At 69.6% G+C, this 20,002-nt stretch carries 21 protein-coding genes; 10 read left to right on the forward strand and 11 right to left on the reverse strand.

The window, feature by feature from the left end:
* Nucleotides 1-279 (reverse strand): hypothetical protein (locus tag AC08OV_RS13315; RefSeq protein ID WP_476619737.1); only part of this gene is annotated, 279 nt, incomplete at its 3' end.
* Nucleotides 280-599: 320 nt separating this feature from the next.
* Here AC08OV_RS13315 and AC08OV_RS13320 point away from each other — a divergent pair.
* A complete protein-coding gene (locus AC08OV_RS13320; RefSeq protein ID WP_476613457.1) occupies nt 600-794 on the forward strand; it encodes a ferredoxin in 195 nt (64 codons plus the stop codon).
* A gap of 207 nt (nt 795-1,001) precedes the next feature.
* The gene (locus AC08OV_RS13325; protein ID WP_476613458.1) at nt 1,002-1,565 is read left to right on the forward strand and encodes an HdeD family acid-resistance protein; all 564 of its coding nucleotides are present in this window, start codon (nt 1,002-1,004) and stop codon (nt 1,563-1,565) included.
* A 69-nt stretch (nt 1,566-1,634) separates the two neighbouring features.
* Here the strand turns inward: AC08OV_RS13325 and AC08OV_RS13330 are convergent, their stop codons facing one another.
* Together AC08OV_RS13330 and AC08OV_RS13335 are read right to left on the reverse strand one after the other, a co-directional pair.
* On the reverse strand, nt 1,635-2,612 hold the full coding sequence (locus tag AC08OV_RS13330; protein WP_476613459.1) for an SOS response-associated peptidase: 978 nt from the start codon (nt 2,610-2,612) through the stop codon (nt 1,635-1,637).
* A 101-nt stretch (nt 2,613-2,713) separates the two neighbouring features.
* Nucleotides 2,714-3,406, reverse strand: a complete 693-nt coding sequence (locus tag AC08OV_RS13335) for a M50 family metallopeptidase (protein WP_476613460.1) — start codon at nt 3,404-3,406, stop codon at nt 2,714-2,716.
* 227 nt (nt 3,407-3,633) lie between these two features.
* Between AC08OV_RS13335 and AC08OV_RS13340 the strand changes: the two genes are divergently transcribed.
* Nucleotides 3,634-4,395, forward strand: a complete 762-nt coding sequence (locus tag AC08OV_RS13340; RefSeq protein ID WP_476594928.1) for a lysophospholipid acyltransferase family protein — start codon at nt 3,634-3,636, stop codon at nt 4,393-4,395.
* A gap of 81 nt (nt 4,396-4,476) precedes the next feature.
* On the opposite strand, the gene AC08OV_RS13345 is transcribed toward AC08OV_RS13340, so the two are convergent.
* Nucleotides 4,477-5,706, reverse strand: a complete 1,230-nt coding sequence (locus AC08OV_RS13345; protein ID WP_476613461.1) for an alkane 1-monooxygenase — start codon at nt 5,704-5,706, stop codon at nt 4,477-4,479.
* Between the two features lie 203 nt (nt 5,707-5,909).
* On the opposite strand from AC08OV_RS13345, the gene AC08OV_RS13350 reads away from it, so the two are divergent.
* Both AC08OV_RS13350 and AC08OV_RS13355 read left to right on the forward strand, forming a co-directional pair.
* Nucleotides 5,910-6,122 (forward strand): hypothetical protein, encoded by a 213-nt coding sequence (locus AC08OV_RS13350; protein WP_462188273.1) that lies wholly within the window; start codon nt 5,910-5,912, stop codon nt 6,120-6,122.
* Between the two features lie 102 nt (nt 6,123-6,224).
* Nucleotides 6,225-7,127 (forward strand): AEC family transporter, encoded by a 903-nt coding sequence (locus AC08OV_RS13355; RefSeq protein WP_476613462.1) that lies wholly within the window; start codon nt 6,225-6,227, stop codon nt 7,125-7,127.
* Between the two features lie 70 nt (nt 7,128-7,197).
* Here the strand turns inward: AC08OV_RS13355 and AC08OV_RS13360 are convergent, their stop codons facing one another.
* Nucleotides 7,198-8,022: a hypothetical protein gene (locus AC08OV_RS13360; protein ID WP_476613463.1), complete on the reverse strand. Its 825-nt coding sequence runs from the start codon at nt 8,020-8,022 to the stop codon at nt 7,198-7,200.
* Between the two features lie 297 nt (nt 8,023-8,319).
* On the opposite strand from AC08OV_RS13360, the gene AC08OV_RS13365 reads away from it, so the two are divergent.
* Nucleotides 8,320-9,258: a proteasome assembly chaperone family protein gene (locus AC08OV_RS13365; RefSeq protein ID WP_476613464.1), complete on the forward strand. Its 939-nt coding sequence runs from the start codon at nt 8,320-8,322 to the stop codon at nt 9,256-9,258.
* A gap of 404 nt (nt 9,259-9,662) precedes the next feature.
* Nucleotides 9,663-10,595, forward strand: a complete 933-nt coding sequence (locus AC08OV_RS13370; protein ID WP_476619738.1) for a hypothetical protein — start codon at nt 9,663-9,665, stop codon at nt 10,593-10,595.
* A 3-nt stretch (nt 10,596-10,598) separates the two neighbouring features.
* Here AC08OV_RS13370 and AC08OV_RS13375 read toward each other — a convergent pair whose 3' ends face one another.
* From AC08OV_RS13375 to AC08OV_RS13385, 3 genes are all read right to left on the reverse strand, one after another.
* Nucleotides 10,599-11,813, reverse strand: coding sequence for a nitrilase-related carbon-nitrogen hydrolase (locus tag AC08OV_RS13375; protein ID WP_476613466.1), 1,215 nt, complete (start codon nt 11,811-11,813; stop codon nt 10,599-10,601).
* A gap of 80 nt (nt 11,814-11,893) precedes the next feature.
* The gene (locus tag AC08OV_RS13380) at nt 11,894-12,607 is read right to left on the reverse strand and encodes an MBL fold metallo-hydrolase (protein ID WP_476619739.1); all 714 of its coding nucleotides are present in this window, start codon (nt 12,605-12,607) and stop codon (nt 11,894-11,896) included.
* 112 nt (nt 12,608-12,719) lie between these two features.
* Nucleotides 12,720-13,499, reverse strand: coding sequence for an SDR family oxidoreductase (locus AC08OV_RS13385; RefSeq protein ID WP_462188681.1), 780 nt, complete (start codon nt 13,497-13,499; stop codon nt 12,720-12,722).
* Between the two features lie 226 nt (nt 13,500-13,725).
* Here AC08OV_RS13385 and AC08OV_RS13390 point away from each other — a divergent pair, with 226 nt between their 5' ends.
* The gene (locus AC08OV_RS13390; protein WP_476601553.1) at nt 13,726-13,950 is read left to right on the forward strand and encodes a Prokaryotic metallothionein; all 225 of its coding nucleotides are present in this window, start codon (nt 13,726-13,728) and stop codon (nt 13,948-13,950) included.
* A gap of 204 nt (nt 13,951-14,154) precedes the next feature.
* Here AC08OV_RS13390 and nhaA read toward each other — a convergent pair whose 3' ends face one another.
* From nhaA to AC08OV_RS13405, 3 genes are all read right to left on the reverse strand, one after another.
* A complete protein-coding gene (gene nhaA / locus AC08OV_RS13395; RefSeq protein WP_476613468.1) occupies nt 14,155-15,561 on the reverse strand; it encodes a Na+/H+ antiporter NhaA in 1,407 nt (468 codons plus the stop codon).
* 108 nt (nt 15,562-15,669) lie between these two features.
* Nucleotides 15,670-17,520 carry an arginine--tRNA ligase gene (argS, locus tag AC08OV_RS13400; RefSeq protein WP_476613469.1) on the reverse strand — a complete coding sequence of 617 codons (1,851 nt, stop codon included), beginning with the start codon at nt 17,518-17,520 and terminating at the stop codon, nt 15,670-15,672.
* A gap of 187 nt (nt 17,521-17,707) precedes the next feature.
* Nucleotides 17,708-17,953, reverse strand: coding sequence for a hypothetical protein (locus AC08OV_RS13405; protein WP_476619740.1), 246 nt, complete (start codon nt 17,951-17,953; stop codon nt 17,708-17,710).
* A 210-nt stretch (nt 17,954-18,163) separates the two neighbouring features.
* Between AC08OV_RS13405 and AC08OV_RS13410 the strand changes: the two genes are divergently transcribed.
* Entirely contained in the window at nt 18,164-18,835 is a 672-nt protein-coding gene (locus AC08OV_RS13410; protein WP_476594347.1) for a GPR1/FUN34/YaaH family transporter, read from the forward strand.
* 502 nt (nt 18,836-19,337) lie between these two features.
* Nucleotides 19,338-19,715, forward strand: a complete 378-nt coding sequence (locus AC08OV_RS13415) for a dienelactone hydrolase family protein (RefSeq protein WP_476615622.1) — start codon at nt 19,338-19,340, stop codon at nt 19,713-19,715.
* Nucleotides 19,716-20,002: the final 287 nt, after the last annotated feature.

The raw sequence follows: 20,002 nt of genomic DNA on the forward strand, positions 1-20,002 counted from the left end.
GACCGGATGGGGATGGAGCGGGCGGGGATGGAGCGGGCGGCGCCGATCCGTTCGACCGGCGACCGGCCGACCAAGATCGGCCCCGTCCGCCGCGAGCTCGTCCGCGGCCCATCCGTCGGCGGCCCGGTCCTCATCGAGGAACACGCCCTCGCGAATCCCGACCAGGTCGGACTCGTCGCCACCGATCTCCTGCTCGTCTTTGGTGAACGTGGCGTCGCGAACGCGGCGGGATCCACCAGCCGAGCCGTCTACTGGTGGGTCCGGCGGACGCAGCGGCACGGTGGCGTCGTCCGACGGCAGCAGGTCCAGCGATGGCCATCGCGACGAAACGGACGGTTCAGACGGAAATGCGCGGACGGGGAAGCGCGGCGGCGGGGCCGGCGGCGGGTACCCGGGACCAGGGGTGGATTCGACCATGGCTGGACCGTAGATCGATCACGGCGGCTCCCGCTCCGCTTGCCGCCGTCCTGTGGACAGCCGCCCGTCGTCCACAGCCCCCGCCCAGTGGCCTGCCGGGGTCCCGGTTCTGTCGCAGCCATGGGCTCGGCGGTAAGGTCCGCTCGACACTGATTGTGGGAGCACCACTGGGAGGTGCGCCGATGCGCGTGACTGTCGACTACGACCGCTGCGCGAGCAGCGGAACCTGTGTCCGTCTCGTCCCGGACGTGTTCGAGATCCGCGACGACGGCTTCCTCTACCTCCTCGACGAGGAACCCGACGACGCCAGGTGGGACGACCTCCAGGAGGCTGTCGACTCCTGCCCAACCGAGGCGATCAGTATCTCCGATAGCTGATCACGGCGTGGCGGTCGGTCCGACTCCCTGGAGGGCACGCCTCCGAAACGGATCCGACCGCTCGAACCCTCCACGGCGCACCAACCCCGCCGGCAGCCGGCCGGGAGTATGAGTCGCGGTAGCGGCTCACCAGAACCGGGTAGAGACCTTCTGACGAGAGCGGCCCGCGCATTTCCGGGCGGAGCCCCGACCCGGGGAGGTGCCTCGATGGCCACGATCTACCGGCAGCACCGACGTCAGCAAGCCCCCAGCGCGCTGTGGCCGGCGTTGCTCCTGCTCGGTGCGGCGGTCACCGTGCTGGGACTTCTACTGATCACGAACCCCTTCGCGACCGCCGGCACACTGGCGGTCCTCGCCGGGGTGGCACTCGTGCTCTCCGGCATCAGCGAGACGATCGCCGCGGTCCGGTCGGAGAACACCGCGGGGACTGCCCTGTTTGGGATCATGCTTGCGGTCGGCGGCGTCATCGTGCTGCTGTGGCCGGGAGCCACCCTCCGAGTCGTCGCGCTGCTCGTCGGCACGATACTGATCATCACCGGGGTCGTCCGGGCCCTGGTGACCTGGGCGAGCAGATCCTCGCGCGGGACCGGTCGCGGCATCGCCGGTCCGCTCATCCTGGCCGCGCTCAGTATCGTCCTCGGCGTACTGGCGCTGACCTGGCCGGGAGCGACGATCATGGCACTAGCGGTGATCTTCGGAATCCAACTGATCGTCACCGGCGTCACCGAGATCGCGCTCGGGCTCGCGCTTCGCCCGCGCGGTCACTCCTGACCTCCGGCGACCATCCGTTCTCCGGATTTCCGGCGGATCAACCCGCGATTGCCGAGCGCGCCCGCCGGGTCACCCGCCTCCCGGCCCGGCGGCAGTGCCTTTGCCCGGGGCATTGACGGGGGTATCAACCGGGTCGATACCGAACAACGACAGATCGACGGTGCCGCCCACCCGCGCGGACGAACCGGCACCACCGCCGACGGAACCACCGGACCGCTCCGGGTCCACCGCGAGAGCCGCCCGCCCGCCCGCCTGCGCGACGGCCGCGGCGACCACCGGATCGATCTCGACGGGATCGATGAGATGACGACCCTTGTTCCGGACACTGCCCACCTCGGCTGCGACCGGATGCGCTGCGACCACCCCGGCCGGCGCCGGCCGCAGCAGCGAGGCGAACGCGGCGGGATCGCGGACCGAGGGATCCATCCAGCGATCCCAGGCGGCCTCGGGCAGGATCACCGGCGAGCGGTCGTGCAGGAACTCCAGCCCCGCGGCGGCTCCGGTCGTGAGGATCGTGAAGGTCACCAGCGGGGCCTCACCCCGGCGCCAGACCTCGTAGAGACCCGCGAACGCGAAGATCCCGCCGGTTGCGGGATGGCCCGCGGGACGGATGTAGAAGGGTTGCCCCCGCCGCGAGCCACCACCCGGATGGAACCACTCGTAGAACCCGGTCGCCGGGACGAGGCAGCGCCGTGCGGCGAAGGCCGACCGGAACGCCGGCTTGGTCGCCGCCGTCTCCGACCGCGCATTGATCATCTTTGCGCCGATCGTCCGGTCCTTGGCCCAGGACGGCACCAGCCCCCAGGTCGCGAGGCGAAGGACCCGCTCGGTCCGGCCGGCCGGAGGCGGCTTCCCGGCCGGAGGGAGGTGCGCCTCACCCCGAAGAGCGCCGTCCGGGAGCTCACACGGCTCGGCGACGACGATCGGCATCGTCGAGGTGGGCGCCACGTTGTAGTTCTCCGTCACCGCGCCGGCAGTCTCGTCGTGAGCGGACATCGCCGCGGCGAGGTCGTCGGTCTTCAGCTTCTGGGTGTACCGACCGCACATGGCGCCAGTGTGGCACCCGGGTCCGACAGTTCGCAGGTTCCGCGCGGAGGTCGCCCGAACGCGAGGGTCGCCCGAACGCGAAAGTCACCCGAACGCGAAAGTCACCCGAACAGCGCGGCGAGGCCACCGGCCAGCGCGCCGAGATTGACCAGGCCGAAGAACCCGACCCAGAGCGTCGGGGGCAGTCCGGTCAGCCGTGCGAGCTGATCCGGATCGGAATCCCCGGCCCGGCGCCGACGGCGCCCCCGCTGCACCTCGATCACCGGGCGGATCGCGCCCAACAGCAGGAAGCACGCAATGTACGCGGCGAATCCGGCGCGCACGCTCTGCGGCGCGAACCAGGAGACCGCCAGGATTCCCGCGGTACTCCCCAGCACGGACAGGGCCCCGAAACCGTTGCGGATCACGAGCAGCATCGCCAGCAGCAGCGCCACGCACAACTGCAGCAGCAGACTCGTCCGGCCGGTGGCCAGCAGGCCCGCAGCTCCGAGACCGAGCAGGGACGGTGTCGTGTAGCCGGCGGCGACGGTCACGACGACACCCGCACCGGTCGGCCGCCCGGAGGACACGGTCACTCCGGAGGTGTCCGAATGCAGCCGAACGCCAGCCAGGCGGCGCCCGGTCGCGACCGCGGCCAGGGCATGTCCACCTTCGTGTGCAATTGTTATCACATGTCTAGATATAGGCCATAGGCGGTCGCTGAGTACCGTCAGGGCCGCCAGAATCGCGGCAACGACGAGCACCCACTGCGGCGGCGCCGGCTGCGCCGCGATGCCCCGGCGCAGAATCTCCATTTCCGTTGTCTCTCCCTCATCCGCGCGGTTGGTCCCGCTCCTCCACAGACGTCTGATACGAACATCATCGATCCTGCCCCCCGCCCGCACGCGATGTCGCCTTCCGGTGAAACCGGACCGCGGTATCGCCGGACATCCACGACGACCGGTGTCAGGGGGTGGGGGTAAGGTCGTGTCGCATTCGGCACACCGGTGAGACCGCGAGGAACATCGAGGAGTGGCCCGTCGTGGCGGAGTACGTCTACCGGCCGGTGGTCAGCATGGTGCGGGGACTTTTCGGCGCACTGCGCCTGCGTCTTGACATCCAGGGCACGGAGAACATCCCGGCATCGGGGGGCGGCATCGTCCTGATCAATCACGTCTCGTACCTGGACTTCGCGCTCGCGGGTCTGCCGTTCTGGATCGCGGAGCGTCGGCTGGTCCGGTTCATGGCCAAGAAGGCAGTCTTCGACCACCGGATCAGCGGGCCGCTCATGCGCGGCATGCACCACATCCCGGTCGACCGGGAGGCCGGCGCGGCGTCTCTGCGCCACGCCCTCGACGCACTGCGAGCCGGGGAACTCGTGGGCGTCTTCCCCGAGGCGACGATCAGTCCGAGTTACTGTCTGGCGACATTCAAGACCGGGGCGGCCCGGATGGCCGCTCACACGAAGGTGCCGGTGATCCCGGTGATTCTCTGGGGCAGCCAGCGCATTTTCACCAAGGGACGGCCCTTCAGCCTGCGGGACGCGATCGGCGTCCGCGTCTCGATCACGGTAGGCAGGCCCGTCCAGCCCACGGAACTGGGTAAGGGCCGCGACGGCACGGCGCTGCTGGAGAAGGTGATGAACGAGCTGCTCGACGATGCGCAGCGCCGCTACCCGCGGCCCGCGCCGGGCGAGCCGGACTGGTGGCTGCCCGCGCATCTCGGTGGCTCGGCTCCTCCTCGGCCGGCCGATCAGGACGCCGCCGCCAAGCAGAGCACCTCCGAGGAATCCGGCCAGAGCTGACAGATCCCCGTCGGAACCCTTGCCGACCGGCGATCCCGCGGACGACTCTGCGCGGTTACCGTGCGTTCTTCGAGGAAGTGCTCACCCACGAGCACCGCCCCGGGACGGAGGCCCGTCGGCCTCGGTACCGGACGGCGGCGGCCCGGACGGCGGCCGGTACCGGGTCAGCAGAGCGGCCCGGCGCGCGGGGTGCAGGTTCGCCCGGGTGACGTCCCCGCCGTAATGCTCGACGACGCGGTCGTCCATCAGCCGAAACCACACCGGCGGGAGATACGCCGCGAGCAGGAGCGTAGCGTACCCCGCCGGCAGCTGGGGAGAGGCCTCGAAGGACCGCAGCGCCTGGTAGCGCCGGGTCGGGTTGGCGTGGTGATCGCTGTGTCGCTGCAACTGGTAGAGCGCCAGATTGCTGATCACGGCGTCGCTGTTCCAGCTGTGCCGGGGGTCGACCTTCTCATAACGCCCGCTCGGGGTCAGCTCCCGGGCCAGGCCGTAGTGCTCGATGTAGTTGACCCCCTCCAACAAGGTAAACCCGAAGGCCGCCTGGGCGACGAGGAAGACGAGCACGGCCGGCCCGAACGCGACGGCCAGCGTCGCGAACAACACTGCGGTGAGCAACCAGCCGAGCACGACCTCATTGCGCACCGACCAGACCCGTCGGCCGCGCAACCGCAGCCGGGCAGCCTCCAGCGACCAGGCGGAACGCAGACTACCGACGACGGTCCGCGGCCAGAACCGCCAGAAGCTCTCCCCCAACCGGGCACTCGCCGGGTCCGCCGCCGTCGCTACCCGCACGTGATGGCCCCGGTTGTGCTCTACGGAGAAGTGACCGTACGCGGTCGGCGCCAGCATCAACCTCGCCAACCACCGCTCGAAAATCCCTCGCTTGTGGCCGAGCTCGTGCGCGGTGGTGATGCCCACCCCGGTCACGGTGCCGACCGACACCACCACTCCGATCCGGGCGGACCACGACAGGTCGCCGTTCGCCCAGGCCGAGGCGCCCAGCACCAGGCCGACGCCCGCCAGCGGCAGGTAGAGATACGTACACCGGCGGTAGTAACGGTCGGCCTCCAGCGCGGCCCGGATCTCCTCCGGTGGATTGACCGGATCCGGCGGTGTGGTCATGTCGAGCAGCGGAACCAGGACGAAGACGAAGAGCGGGGTGATCCACCAGTGCAGCCCGACACCCGTTCGATGCCACAGTCCGTATCCCACGATGGCCAGCAACGGGACGATGATCGCGGTGAGCCACATGTACCGCTTGCCGTCCCGCCAGGCGAGGCCGCCAGGCGCGGTGAGGACAGGTGCCGCCATCGGTACCTCCGATTTGCCGGCTGGACCGCCGACCGCGCCGACCGCCACCACGGGGCGAAAACCCCTGACGGCGCACCACAACTGGACAGTGAGCCTGCCACGTGTCATATACGCTGACAACAGAACGCCGGTCACATCGAGGAGCAAGACCCGTGCAAACAGGTGGCGTGACACCGTCGCCCGCGGGCCGGCGGTCCCGTTCGATGACCGACTCGCCCCCCTGGATCGGCGGGGTGATGGTCGGCACCCTGCTGCTGTCCGCCGTTGTTCTGATCACGTACACGCTGCTTCCCCTGCCCGGCCAGGAACGGCTGGGTGCGGGCAACTACGTCCTCGCCGCCGTGCTGTTCGCCGCCAACATCCTGCTGCCCCGGCTACTGCGACGGCACCGGCGCCGCCGGACCCACCGGCCGTGATCCATCCGCGCGCCGGTCCCCGCCCCAGGCCGGCCGCGTGGCCTGTCCCACGCCCGGCGCATCCCGGCGCCTTCCGGGAACCCCGGCTGCCACGATGGCCGAATGTCCGCACTGATCGTGCTCCTCGTCGGCCTGGTGGCGGGCATCGGGGTCCGGCACCGCGGACGACTGCCCGCGGACACCGCCCATGTGATCAACATCTGGCTGCTGGACGTGGCCCTGCCCGCTCTGACGCTGCGCGCCATGCACGGCATCGTCTTCCCGCCGAACCTCGCGCTCGTCATCGCCGCGCCCTATCTGCTCTTCATCCTGACGACGGCCGGCTACGTGCTGGCCGGACGAGCGTTGCGGATGCCGCGGGAGGTCGTCGTCGCCCTGATCGCCACAACCGCAGTGGCGAACACGAGCTTCGTCGGCATCCCGATGGTGACCGCCTTCTTCGGCGCGTCGTCGGTCCCGGTCGCCGTGCTCGTGGATCAGCTCGGTTCCTTCCTGCTGCTGAACACGGTGGTCCTCGGGACGGTCACGATCAGTGCCGGCGCATCGCTTTCCCGCGCCGAGCTCGCCCGTCGGGTCCTCACCGCTCCGGCGCTGATCGCCCTGGTAGCCGCGCTCGTCCTGCGGCCGGTGACGTTCCCGGACTGGCTGAACGCCGCGCTGGGGTCGCTTGGTGGCACCCTCACCCCACTCGCCCTGTTCTCCATCGGTCTGCAACTCCAGGTGCGTGCGGTCCGGGTGTGGTGGCGAGAGCTAGCCCTCGGCCTCGGCATCAAGCTGGTCGCCGCGCCCGCGCTCGTGGTGGGGATCTACGCACTGACGGGGACCGTCGGAGATCATGACGTGCGGGTGGCCCTCTTCGAGGTGGCGATGCCCCCGATGGTCGCCGGCGCACTCATCGCCGCCCGTCACGAACTCGCGACACCGTTGCCAAGCCTGCTGGTGGGAGTCGGGGTTCCGCTGTCGTTCGTGAGCCTGGTGGTCTGGGCGCTGCTCCTCGGGGCCTGAGGAGGTGGGGGCCTGAGTCGTGCTCGTCCTCCAGCGGAGTCACCGCTGCGGCGGGCGCCCGGCGTGCTGATCACAGCCTACGTGGGCGGGTTGACCATGCGTGCGGCGCACCGGGCGGCACCTCCCACGCGGGCGCGCCGTCGGCGCGCGGGGCGAGATGTGTGTCCGCGATGGCGGAGAAATCGCCGAAGAACTTGATTTCCAGCCGCTCGCGGCGGACACCTCCCTCACCGTCCGGCGCGAGACGCAAAAAGTACAGCACGCTCGTACCTCCGGAAGCCGGCCGGTCATGCGGATTGTAGCCGCCACCGTCCCAGTGGAACTCGGCCCGGGTCCGCAACACCCAGCGCAGTCCCTCGATGATGACCAGATTTGGGTCCGGGAGCCGCATCGCGAAGTGCCGCTCGAGCTCGAACACACGTTCCTGCTCGATGAGCCCGGCCGGTAGCCCAGGTGTCCGCCGGAGCATGAAGATCTCCAACGTGCGGTCCGCGCCCGCACTGGACCGCAGCGCGGCGTGGGTGAGACGCACGTCGAGCAGCTCCGCGCGCACCGCGTAGCGCTCGGCCAGCCGGGCCTTCACGATGACGCTGGGCACCAGCGTGCTCGGCCGCACGCCGAGAGCGGGCAACGCCGCGAGCGCGGCCTCGAAGTCGTCCACGGCGATCAGCAGCGCCGCGTGGTCCAGGACACAGTACCGTGCCACCAGATCGACGAGGGCTGCCACCTCGTCGAGGCCGTCGAACAGGCCGGCGAGGAGACCCTCGGTGTGCAACGCGCGCAGCGGCGCGCACACGGCCTCAATCCGGCGCACGTCGATGGCTTCCAGACCGCTGCCAGGCCGTCCGAGGTCAGTGTGCCCCGGTGAGGCCGTGAATCCCTGCGCTTCGATCATCCCGTGTCACCTTCCGCCGCGCGGATGTGCCTGACGACCGGACACACCACGCCGGTTCGGTCCAGTCCGGCCCCGGAGCGTTCCTGACAGCCTAGCGGGGTTGCGATAACAGCCCGTCACCACCCACCGGCGAATCGCTCCTTACCGGTAAAATTGTCGCATCGCCTGTGTGACGAGGCTCGCTGGCATCCCCGGGCCGCGACAGGCCCGTGGAATAAGCCGGTGGAATGAGGAGGCGCGCGCCACGCTTCTTCCTGACGACGGACGCGACCCGTGGCGTGAGGAGGACCTCAACCCGTGCTTGATCCCGATGCACTTTACGATCTCGTCGAGGACCTGGCCGGCGGTTCGATCGATCTCGGCCGTCCCGTCATGCTGGAGGCGATGACCGGGGTGGTCGACGCTGGCGGCGCGGTCAGCCTGGCCGGCGAGCACCTGATGACCGCGCTCGACCATCGGCTGCTCGCCACCTTCGACATCGACCAGTTGCTCGACTACCGGTCCCGCCGGCCGACCATGGTCTTCTCCGAGGATCACTGGGAGAGTTACGAAGATCCCGTCCTCGCGCTGTACCTGTTGCGGGACGAGGCGGGCACTCCGTTCCTGCTGTTGGCCGGGCCCGAGCCAGACCTGCAGTGGAAGCGGTTCACGGTGGCGCTGCGAGGCCTCGTGGCCCGGCTCGGCATCCGTCTGACGGTCGGGCTGAACGCGATTCCGATGGCGGTGCCGCACACCCGCCCGTCGGTGGTGAGCGCGCACGCGACCCGTAAGGACCTCATCGTGGGGCATGAGCCCTGGCTGCGCCGGCTACAGGTCCCTGGCAGCGCCGGCCACCTGCTGGAATTCGAGCTCGGGCGGGAAGGCCGGGATGCGATGGGTTTCGCCGTCCACGTCCCGCACTACCTGGCGCAGACGACCTATCCGGCGGCCACCGAGGTCCTGCTGACCTCGGTGTCGAAGGCGACCGGGCTCCTGCTCCCGCTGGACGGGCTGCGCTCCGCCGCGGTTGCCATCCAGGACGAGGTCGACAGCCAGATCGCCAAGGGCGGCGAGGCCGCCGCGCTGGTCAGCGCCCTGGAAGAGCAGTACGACGCCTACCAGCGCGGACGGCGCGGGCCGGGCCTGCCGACCACGGACGACGTCCAGCCGCTGCCGACCGCCGACGAACTCGGCGAGGCTTTGGAGCGTTTCCTCGCCGAGCAGACCGAACCGGACGGTCCCACCCCGAATCCCTGACCCGGGTCAGGGATTCGGATCCCACCAGCCTGACCGGCCCGCTCCCCGTCGGGGTCACCTGCCGCAGCCCGCCCTCCGCGGGCCGCTGTGGAGCGGACCGGTCCCATGCGCGTGGGTTGCGCACGGGTCGAGCCGTCGACCGACCGGGCGTAAAGGTGGCGGCGCCGGAAGCCCACACCACTGATGATCAATCTTTCTATACCATGATCCGTACACAGCCCGAGCTCGGTTGCATTTAAATTGTGAAAGTAGCTTCTGGTCACCTGTGTCAGACCGGGCCAACCGATTGGCTGTACTATTTCGATCCGCTGCTCGGAGAGCCATCCCAGGACGCCTGAAAATCGTCTCACTTGATGATCTAGTGACGGAGAGAATCGGACGATGAATCTGCCCGAGACGTCCGCATGACCGCATCCCCCGCCGGGGCGGTGCCCACCGCAGCCGGTTCGACGCCACTCGAGACCGCGGACAGCACGGGCCCAGCAGCCGGCACCGACCCGGCCGCCAGCGCGACGCCTGCCGGTCCGGCGGCACCGGCAGACCCGGCAGACCCGGCATCACCGCGCGGTCCGGCACCGACGGCCGATCCTGCGGAGACAGCCGATTCCGGGAATCCCGTACCCGCCGTGGCCTCGACGGCCGGCGCATCGGCGACCGGACCCGGTCGGACCGGACCCACCCTGCACGAGCGGTGCCGCCACCTGCGTAAACCGATGCGCACCACCCTGTTGGCAATGCATGTGCTGGTGGGTGTCGGCTGGAATGGCGTGGCGTTCGCACAGCTTGTCCTGGCTTCGACCGCGGCGGCCGATGCCGGTCTTCGGCACTCCGCATATGAGCTCATGCACGTCGTCGACCGGGTCCTCGATATCCCGCTCGCTCTGCTCACCCTGGTCACCGGGGTGGTGATCTCGGTAAAAACGAGATGGGGACTGCTGCGGCACTGGTGGGTGGCGACGAAACTCGTCATCACCGTCGTTGCCGTGATACTCGGCGGCTCCGTGATGCGCCCGTTGATCGTGCGGGCCGGACAGGCGACGGACGGGGGGGAGGTCGCCTACACGGCTCCGACCGTCGCGATCGTCCTCGGTGCCAGTGTGATGAACGTCCTGTTCATCACGGCGACGGTGCTGTCAATCGCGAAGCCTTGGGGAAAGACTCCCCGGGGCCGGCGAGCGATGCCCCGAGCCGGTGCGGCTCCCATACCCACGCAGCCGGGCCCGCCGGCACCATCCGCGGCACTGGCCACCGCCTCGGCCGCCACGGCACCCACGGCCGCCACGGGGAGCGGGGATCCGGTTCTCCCGGCCACCGTGGCGGTTCCCCTCGGCCCCTGAGGGTCAGACGCTGCCGAGCACGCGGGTGATCCGCACCTCTACGACGACACGCCGGGGATTGGCCCGCGGCGTGCGGTAACGCTGCGCATAGCGGAACTCGGCGTCGGCCACACTCACCGGATCATCCCGGAGCACGGCCAGTCCCTCCAGCGTCGACCAGCGTCGACCGTCGATCTGGCAGAGCCCGACGGGGGTGCCCTGGGCCGGCCCCGCCGCGATCAGGCGGGCCTTGCGGGATCGGGCCGATGTGATCACCCGGGCGATGCCCGCCGCCGGATCGAGCGTCGCGCCGACGGCGACCACGTGCGGGCTGCCCTCCGGCCGGACGGTGGTCAGGCTGCACAGGTGCCGCTCCCGCCAGAAGTCGAGAAAGGCCTCGCCACGCCCGGCCAGGTCGAGCGGATACGCGGGGTCGAGCCGGTTCTGGTGGTCGAGCCCTAGCCGGCGATGCGTGAGCACCGGGAACTCGGCACGAACGGCGGCCGGTCGGGCCGGGTCCAGCTCCGCGCGCACCGTGGTGGGCCGCGGGCCGGCCTCGGCAAGCACCTCTCCCCACGGATCGACGACGACGCTCGCCCCGGCCATCTCCCGGCCCGCCTGGCGGCCCGCGGCGTTGCAGGCGACGAGGTACACCTGGTTCTCGATGGCCCGGGCGCGGGTGAGCATGCGCCAGTGGTCCAGCCTGGCCAACGGCCAGGCCGACACCACCACCACGATCTCGGCACCGCCCTCGGCCAGCAGCCGGAACAGCTCGGGAAACCGGAGGTCGTAACAGGTCGCCAGCCCGACGACGCCGAGTTCGGTGGGGACGGTTCCGACCGTGGCACCCGGCGTCAGCAACCGAGCCTCCGCGGAGCCGTAGCCGAACAGGTGCACCTTGCGGTACGCATGCCGGATCATCCCGTCCGGACCGATCAACACGGTCGTGTTGAAAAGCCGTCCGTCGGCGGACCGTTCCACGATGCTGCCGGCCACCAGGTGGCATCCGCGTTCCCGGGCGGCCTCCCGCAGGGCGGTAACCGTCGGCCCGGTCAACGCCTCCGCCTCCGCCTCGTACCGATCGAAGTGAAAATAGCCGGTGACCCATAGTTCGGGGAGGACGACCAGGTCCGCCTGGGTCCGCCGGATCTCCCCCAGCACCCTGCGCACCCGGTCCGCCGCGTTCTCCTCGTCGGGACAGCCGAGCTGCAGGGCGGCGGCACGGACCGGGGCTGCCATACGGGGCTCCTCGCCTTGTCGACCATGCGGTTCCGCGAACACGAGGGTCTTCCCGGCGGCGACCCGGTCGACCGCGGGATTCAGGACAAGCCCAGCATCGCCTTCCACTGCTGGGCGCTCGTCGGCCGGAAGACGTGGTTCATCCGCCTGACCACCGCGAGATCCTCCGACGCCTGCGGAGAGTACTGGTGGCCGGGGAAGACGGTGGTGGTGTCCGGCAACGCGGCCAACCGACGCAGGCTGTCGTACATCAGTCCCGCGTCGCCACCGGGCAGGTCCATCCGGCCGCAGCCCTCGAGGAACAGGGTGTCCCCGGCAACGAGCCGGTCGTCGACGAGGAAACACTGGCTGCCGGGGGTGTGGCCGGGGGTGTGCAGCAGCCGCACGGGGATCTCCCCGACCATCACCACGTCGTCGTCGTCATGCTCGACCAGATCGGACGCGGAGACCTCGGTCGCCCGCCGTACCCACTCCGCCTCGGCCCGGTTGACGTGGATCGGGACGTTCTGCCGGCCGAGCAACTGGCGGACACCCTCGATCTCCATGCCGAACGCGTTTCCGCCGATGTGATCAGCGTGGTAGTGGGTGACGAGCGCGCCGGTGAGCCGCATACCGTCGGCGGCCAGCAGGTTGAGCAGGTCGTCGACCTTGTAGGCGGGATCGACGATCAGGGCCTCGCCGGTCTCGCAGTCGCCCACGAGGTAGACGAAGTTGACCATCTGGGTACCGACCGGATCGCCGACGGCGAAGTCACGGCCGGACAACAGCTGACGGAAGTACAGGCGATCGGTCACCCCGCCAGCCTACGAAGGTCCGGCCCGCGGCGGGGCGGGTTGCTCACCAGGGCTACCTGCGGCGGCCTGACGGCAGACCCCGCGCGCCGGTTGATCGGCCGGCCGTCTGCCGTCAGGCGACCGGGCTGAGGCCGCCGTCGAGGTTGATCGCCGCACCCGTGATGTAGGCGGCCCGCGCGGAGAGCAGGAACGCGACCAGATCGGCGAACTCCTGGGCCCGGCCCACCCGACCGAGCGGGATTCCGGAGGTCCGCCCCATCCGTTCGTACAGCTCGTCGCCCGTGATGTTCTCCCGGGCCGCCGCCCGATCCCACTGCCCGCTCTCCACCAGGCCGATCAGCACCGCGTTGACCCGGATCCGGTCCGGGCCGAGCTCCTTGGACAGGGCCTTGGTGAGCGCGAGGCCCGCGGCCCGGGTGACGGAGGTCGGGGTGGAGCCGGCGCCAGGGGCTCTGGCCGCCACGGACAGTGAGTTCACGATGCCGCCACCGCCCGCGCGCCGCAGGTACGGCAACACCAGCCGGGAGGCCCGGATCGCCGCGTGCAGCTTCAGCTCCAGATCGGCGTTCCAGACCTCGTCGGCCTGCTTCTCGAACGTACCGGCCGCGCTGGCGCCGGCGTTGTTCACCAGGGCGTCCACGGCGTTCCACCGGTCGACGGCGGTGGCGACGAAACGTTCAAGGTCGGTGGTGCTGGTCACATCGGCGGGTACGGCGAGAACCTCGCCACCGCCAGCCTGCGCCTGCTCGGCAACCTTCCGCAGCCGCGTCTCGTCGCGCCCGCAGAAGGCCACCCGCGCCCCCTCGGCGGCCAGCGTCCGCACCAGGGCGGCTCCCAGCCCGTTCGAGCCGCCGGTCACCAGCACTACCTTGCCCGCCAACTGAAGATCCATCCCGCTCCTGTCGCCCCGCTCCGGTCGCAGTTTTTCGATGAGGCATGCCGCCCGGCCCTGACGACCTGGGCAGATACCGGGTGATCGGCCCGCCATTACCATCGATCGACATGATGAACATACCGATGGCGGAAGATGCGATCAGTGCCCATCCGGTCTAACGTCGGGACCGGCGAGAGGGGGCGAGACGATGGCCAGATGTGACACCTGCGGTAACGACTACTGGATGTCGTTCGAGGTGCAGGTCGTGAGTGGCGAGAAATACACCTTTGACTGCTTTGAATGCGCTGTGGCAAAACTCGCCCCTCGCTGCGAACATTGCGACTGTCGCATTATCGGGCACGGCGTCGAGGTATCCGGGCGGTTCTTCTGCTGCGCCCACTGTGCCCGGGTTTCGGACGGCCGCCTCGGCGCCGAGCTCCGCGACACCGTCGGCACGCATCCGGGCTGATCCGGGGCGGGGGCTCTCCTCACGATCCCGGGGTCCGAAGCGGACGGGGAGATCCGGCGCCTGCTGTCAATGGCCCACGACCGGCTGGAGATGGAGGTGTGCTGGCTGTCTCGATTCACCTCGGGCAACCTCCTCGTCGAGGCCGCAACCGGGGACGGGACTTCCTTCGGCCTGCGGGTCGGCGTGAACGTGCCAGTCGTGTCGTCAGTCGACACGGTCGGTCGCCGCCTCGTCCACCTTCCCGTAGCCGTTCTTTTCCACTCCCTCGTAGCCATCCGGGATCCCGTTCCGGTCTAGGTCGGCGGTCTCGGTCCGCTCCAGCTGAGCGTAAGCCTGGTTACGCAGGCGCAGCAGCACGGCCGCCAACAGAGCGGCGATCAGGGAGCCGGCCAGCACGGCGATCCTGACGTGATCGCTACGGGGGGAATCGCTCCCGAACGCCAGCTCCCCGATGAGCAGGGAGACGGTGAACCCGATGCCGCTCAGGATCGCCAGGCCCACCACATCGAGCCAGGCCAGCCCAGCGTCCAGGCTCGCCCCCGTGAAGCGCGCCACCAGCCAGGTCGCGGCGAGGATCCCGACCGTCTTGCCGACGACCAGGCCGAGGATCACGCCCACGGCCGCCCGGTCACTCAACGCCTCGGCTAGACCGTCGAGACCGCCCACCGTCACCCCGGCAGAGCCGAAGGCGAACATCGGCACGGCGATACCGGCCGAAATCGGACGCCAGCGGTGTTCGAAGTGCTCGGCTAGGCCTCGGTCCATCTCGGGAGCACGGGCCCGCTCGCTGCGCAGCACCGGCACCGCAAAGCCCAACAGCACCCCGGCGACGGTGGGGTGCACGCCGGAGGCGTGCACCAGCGCCCAGGTCGCCAGCGCCGGCGGCAGCAGCAGCCACCACGACCGCACCCGCCGCTGCACCAGCACGGTGAACGCCGCCAACGGCACGAGCGCGCCGACCAGGGGCGCGACCGACAGCCGTTCGGTGTAGGCGACGGCGATAATGACGATGGCCACCAGATCGTCGACCACCGCGAGCGTGAGCAGGAAGGTCCGCAACGCGATCGGTAGGTGTCGGCCGATGACCGCCAGTACCGACAGCGCGAAGGCGATGTCGGTCGCCGTCGGGATGGCCCAGCCCCGCAGCGCGCCGCTGCCCAGGTTCACCAACGTGTACAGGACGGCCGGGACGACGACACCGCCGAAGGCGGCGAGCACCGGGACCGCGGCGCGGCGCGGATCACGCAGGTCACCGGCGACGAACTCCCGTTTGAGTTCCAGCCCGGCGACGAAAAAGAAGATCGCCAACAGTCCGTCGGCGGTCCACTCCGCCAGCGTCAGATCAAGGTGGAGGGCGGCGGGACCAACCCGGACGGCCAGCAGCGATCGGTAGGCGTCGGACCAGGGCGAGTTGGCGAGTGCGAGCGCGAGCACGGCGGCGGCGAGCAGGAGCGCCCCGCCGATCGTCTCACCGCGCAGGATGGCGGCGACCCGCTGAGTCTCCGCCCGCGAACCACGGCCGAAAAGCCGGAAACCACGGCGAAACCGGGAGTCCCGGTGAAACCAGAAACTGCGGTGAAACCATGGACTGCGAGGTGGCGGCGGGCCCAAGGCGGTCTCCCAGCATCAGGGGTCGAATCGGACATCGCCGACCAGACTTCCCGGCACACCATGCACATCCGCGTGGATACCAGCTTAACCTGGACCCGCCGGCCGGGCCTACATTCGGTCAGGCGCGGCAATGCCGAGCAGGTCGAGCCCTTGGCGCAGGGTGCGGGCGGTGAGCCGGCACAGGGCGATGCGGTTGGCGCGCAGGGAGCCCGGAGCGGACAGCACCGGGCAGGCCTCGTAGAAGTCAGTGTAGGCCTTGGCGAGATCGTAGAGATAGCCGCAGAGCCGGTGGGGTTCGAGGGCGCGGCTGACGTCGACGAGCGTGTCACCGAAGGCGTCGAGGGTGAGGACGAGCGCCCGTTCGGCGGGATGCGGCGTCAGGGTGGGGTCCACCTCGACCAGGGTATCCGAAGCGCCCGGGACATCCGGGACGTCCGGGACGTCCCGAGTGTCCGGGGTGTCGCCGGCCTTGCGGAGGATCGACTGGATCCGGGTGTGGGCGTACTGCAGGTACACGCCGGTGTTCCCGGTGAACGACACCATCCGTTCGACGTCGAAGGTGTAGTCCTTGGTCCGGGAGGTGGACAGGTCGGCGTATTTAACGGCGCCGATACCGGCCTGCTCGGCGATCAGGTCGAGCTCGGCCGGGTCGAGGCCGGGGGCCTTCTCGGCGACGATGGTGCGGGCCCGTTCCACGGCGGTGTCGAGCAGGTCCATGAGCTTGACGGTCTCGCCGGAGCGGGTCTTGAACGGCCTGCCGTCGGGGCCGAGGACGGTGCCGTAGGAGACGTGGGTAGCCTCGACGTCGTCGGACAGCCAGCCGGCGCGGCGGGCGGCCTCGAAAACGAGCCGGAAGTGCAGGGCCTGGCGGGCGTCGACGACGTAGAGCAGCCGGTCGGCCTTGAGATCGCGGATGCGGTAGCGGATCGTCGCGAGGTCCGTGATGTCGTAGCCGTAGCCGCCGTCGTTCTTGCGGACCATGAGCGGCACGGGCTCCCCGTCCGGTCCGGTCACCTCGGCGGAGAACACGCACAGGGCCCCGTCGCTGCCGGCCGCGATACCCGCGCGCACGAGTTCATCGACGACATCGGGAAGCCAGGGGTTGTAGAAGGACTCGCCCACCGAGTCCTCACTGGTGAGCAGCACGCCGAGGCGGCGATAGATCTCCCCGAAGGCGAACTCGGACTCGGCGACGATGTCCCGCCACTGGCTGACGGTCGCCGCGTCGCCGGCCTGCAACGCGACGACCCGGCGCCGGGCCCGGTCGGCGAAGGCGGGGTTGGCGTCGAAGGTGCTCCGGGCGGCCCGGTAGAGGGTATCGAGTGCCGAGACCGTGGAGGCGCCGGCGGCGAGGTCGTCGTGGTGCCAGGACGCCGCGGGATGCTCGTCGAGGTACTGGATGAGCATGCCGAACTGGGTGCCCCAGTCCCCGAGATGGTTCTGGCGGATGACATCCGCGCCGAGGAAGCCGAGCACCCGGGCCAGGCAGTCCCCGATGATCGTGGTGCGCAGGTGGCCGACGTGCATCTCCTTGGCGATGTTCGGCCCGGAGTAGTCGATGATCGTACGACGGCCCCGCTCGGCCGCGCCGACGCCGAGCCGCCCGGCGGCAAGGCGGGCGGTGACCTGCCGCCACAGCGCGTCATCGGCGAGGGTGATGTTCAGGAAGCCAGGCCCGGAGACGGTGACGTCGGCCACCAGACCGGCGCCGTCGGCGCGCACGGCATCGGCGCGCACGGCATCGGCGCGCACGGCATCAGCGACCGCAGCCGCCAGCTCCCCGGGGCGGCGGCGGGCCCGCCGGGCGAGCGCGAGCGCCGCGTTGGCCTGGAAGTCCGCGTGGTCGGAGCCGCGGACAACCGGGTCGGCGCCGGCGAGTTCCGGCAGCGCCCGGTCGATCGCACCGGCGACGGCGGCCTCGACCTGCCTGCTCAGCGACGGCACCTCATGGTTGCTCACGTTTATGTCCTCCTCCACCGATGTCTCATTGTTCCAGGCGTGGTGACGTTCCAGGCGTGGTGACCGGCGCCGGACGCGCAGCCACCGCAGCGCACGGCCACTGCGGCCGGCCGGGCTGCCTTGACCTCCGCTACAAACCGCACCAGCCCGCGGCGGCAGCTCTCCGGGAGTCCTTCCCCCACCCCGATCACGGGGCTACGGACAGGGTGCCACCGCGCCCGCACACGCTGTGCCATACGCCCACCTCCCGGCACCGGTCACACACGTCGGTACCGACAGCGCACACCCCGCCCTCGGGCAGCGCCAACCCCACCCGGCGCCTCCCGACCCGGCCAACGTTCATGGACATCGCGCTGGCGATGACGACCCACGAGTTCGGGTTCGACGAAGTCGAATGCGCCTTCAGGTTGAAGAAAACCAAGGAGGAAGGCATTATCAAACTCCTCGTTCGTTTCGCGTAGCCCGCAGCGTGACACGACGGCAAGTAACGCCAGCAAAACCGGGAGGGCCGAGCACTGCCTCACCGGCGTAGGACGGGGACGGCGTAGTCCCCACGGCACGTCCGGCCCTCCTCATACCGCCCGCACCCGCAGCACATACGGCGGGCCGCCTCGGAAACGGCCCCTTCAGGAGGATGATCCCGATGACCACCAGCACCGACAGCGCCACCGTCGCCACCCACTCACAGCCGTTACCGAACGAGACCGAGACATTACCCGCTCCGCCGCCTCTCAGCCCGCTGCGCGGCAACCCGGGCGTGATCGGTATCCCCACCTTCATCGCCGGGGCCGTCGGCCTCGGGCTGGTCGACACCGGGTGGCTTCCGCCCGCCGCGGGCGGCGCCGCCATACCCGTCATCATGACTGCCACCACCGTCGGTCTCCTGATCTCCGCGATCTGGGCGGCGGCGCTCGGGCAGAACGCCGCGGCCAGCCTGTTCGGGGTGTTCTTCGGGTTCTACGGCAGCTACGCCGCGTTCGTCCTCGGTCTCGGCCACAACTGGTACAACATCCCCGCCGATCAGGTCACCAGGAGCACCGAGCTGTGGCTGATCAGCTGGCTGGTCACCATCGTCCTGTTCACCGTGGCCACCCTGCGGTTGCCCAGCAGCTACACCCTGCTGCTCGGGCTCGTCGACGTCGCGCTGGTGTTGCTACTGCTCGGCACCATCTACGCCAACACCGCCCTCACGCACGCCGGCGGCTACGTCGTGTTCGCCTTCATCGCGGTCGCGGTCTACCTGTACCTCGATATCATGTCCACCGAGACCGGCGGGAAGGGCCTGCCGCTCGGCAAGCCGATCATCTCCGGATAGCATGCCGCGCTACGATTGCCATAGATGGCCGAGCTGGCGCGTATTGATGAAAATTTCTTACATCTACCGTCAGATACCGATGATTCCATCCCCGAGCCAATAACCATAACGCTTTAACACCTTAACGCCAAAGAGAGCAAGGAATAAGAGACAAGGATCAATTTCGCCTAGACGGCCAGGTGGCGCTGGCCGCTGGTGGCGCCCGCGGCATCGACGCCGAGTCTGCTCGGCTTCTCGCAGCTGCGGGCGCCATCGTGTGGGAACCGACATGGCGGAGTCGTTCTTCCGCGAGAACCCAGGCAAGGTCAACACTACAAGTACATAAGCCGGGTCCTCGGCTCGGGACGTCACCACCCAGCGGGATGGAGGGGCGGACATCATCGCTACCCGCCTGACGCGCACCGATACTGATCTGATCATCGAGGTCTGGGATTCCAGCGCAGCCGCACCCATCCGGCAAGACCCGGCTCTCGACGCCGAGGGCGGACGCGGCCTGTTGCTGGTGTCGGCCCTGAGCACCCGATGGGCCTACTACCGACCTTCGACCGGCGGCAAGGTGGTCTGGTGCAGCCTGCCGCTGTTGGCGAGGACCAAGGTTGCAGTCGGGGACGCCGAGCCGTTGCCCTCTCGCCAGAGATCGACCGCACCCACCCTGATCGTCCACGGCACGAAGGACACCTTCATCTCTGTGGATGCCTCGCGGGCGGCTGTCGGCCGCTTCCGGGTGGAGCCCAGGCTAGTGGAGATCGAGCGGGCGCAGCACGGATTCGCGGTGCACGACGATCCCGCCTACGCCGATCCCCAGAGCCAGGAATGGCAGGCGTTCGTGATCAAAACGGTGGCCGAGTGGCCCACTGCCGCGTGGCTCACTAAAGACTGATCGCTTGGGAGCTACGCCCCCATCGCTGCCCGCAGCTCTCGCGGACCGCTCCGGCCCTGCCACGGCGTAAGGATCTCCACGACCCGTGGAGCACCGGCATCGTCGGCGGCAGCACACCCAGGGACGTCTAGGTAGGGCACCCCGTCGTGTGTGGCCCAAGGTGACCCGAAGTGCCCCTACCTACCGTGGCGCACCGGCCGCAGCGGGACTACGGCAACGATGATGCACAATTGATGCATCCGCGGGACGCGAAGGGATTGAGTTGATGGCTCGGAAGTAGCTGTTCA

The sequence above is a fragment of the Frankia sp. CeTa3Moorea genome, assembly GCF_978021225.1.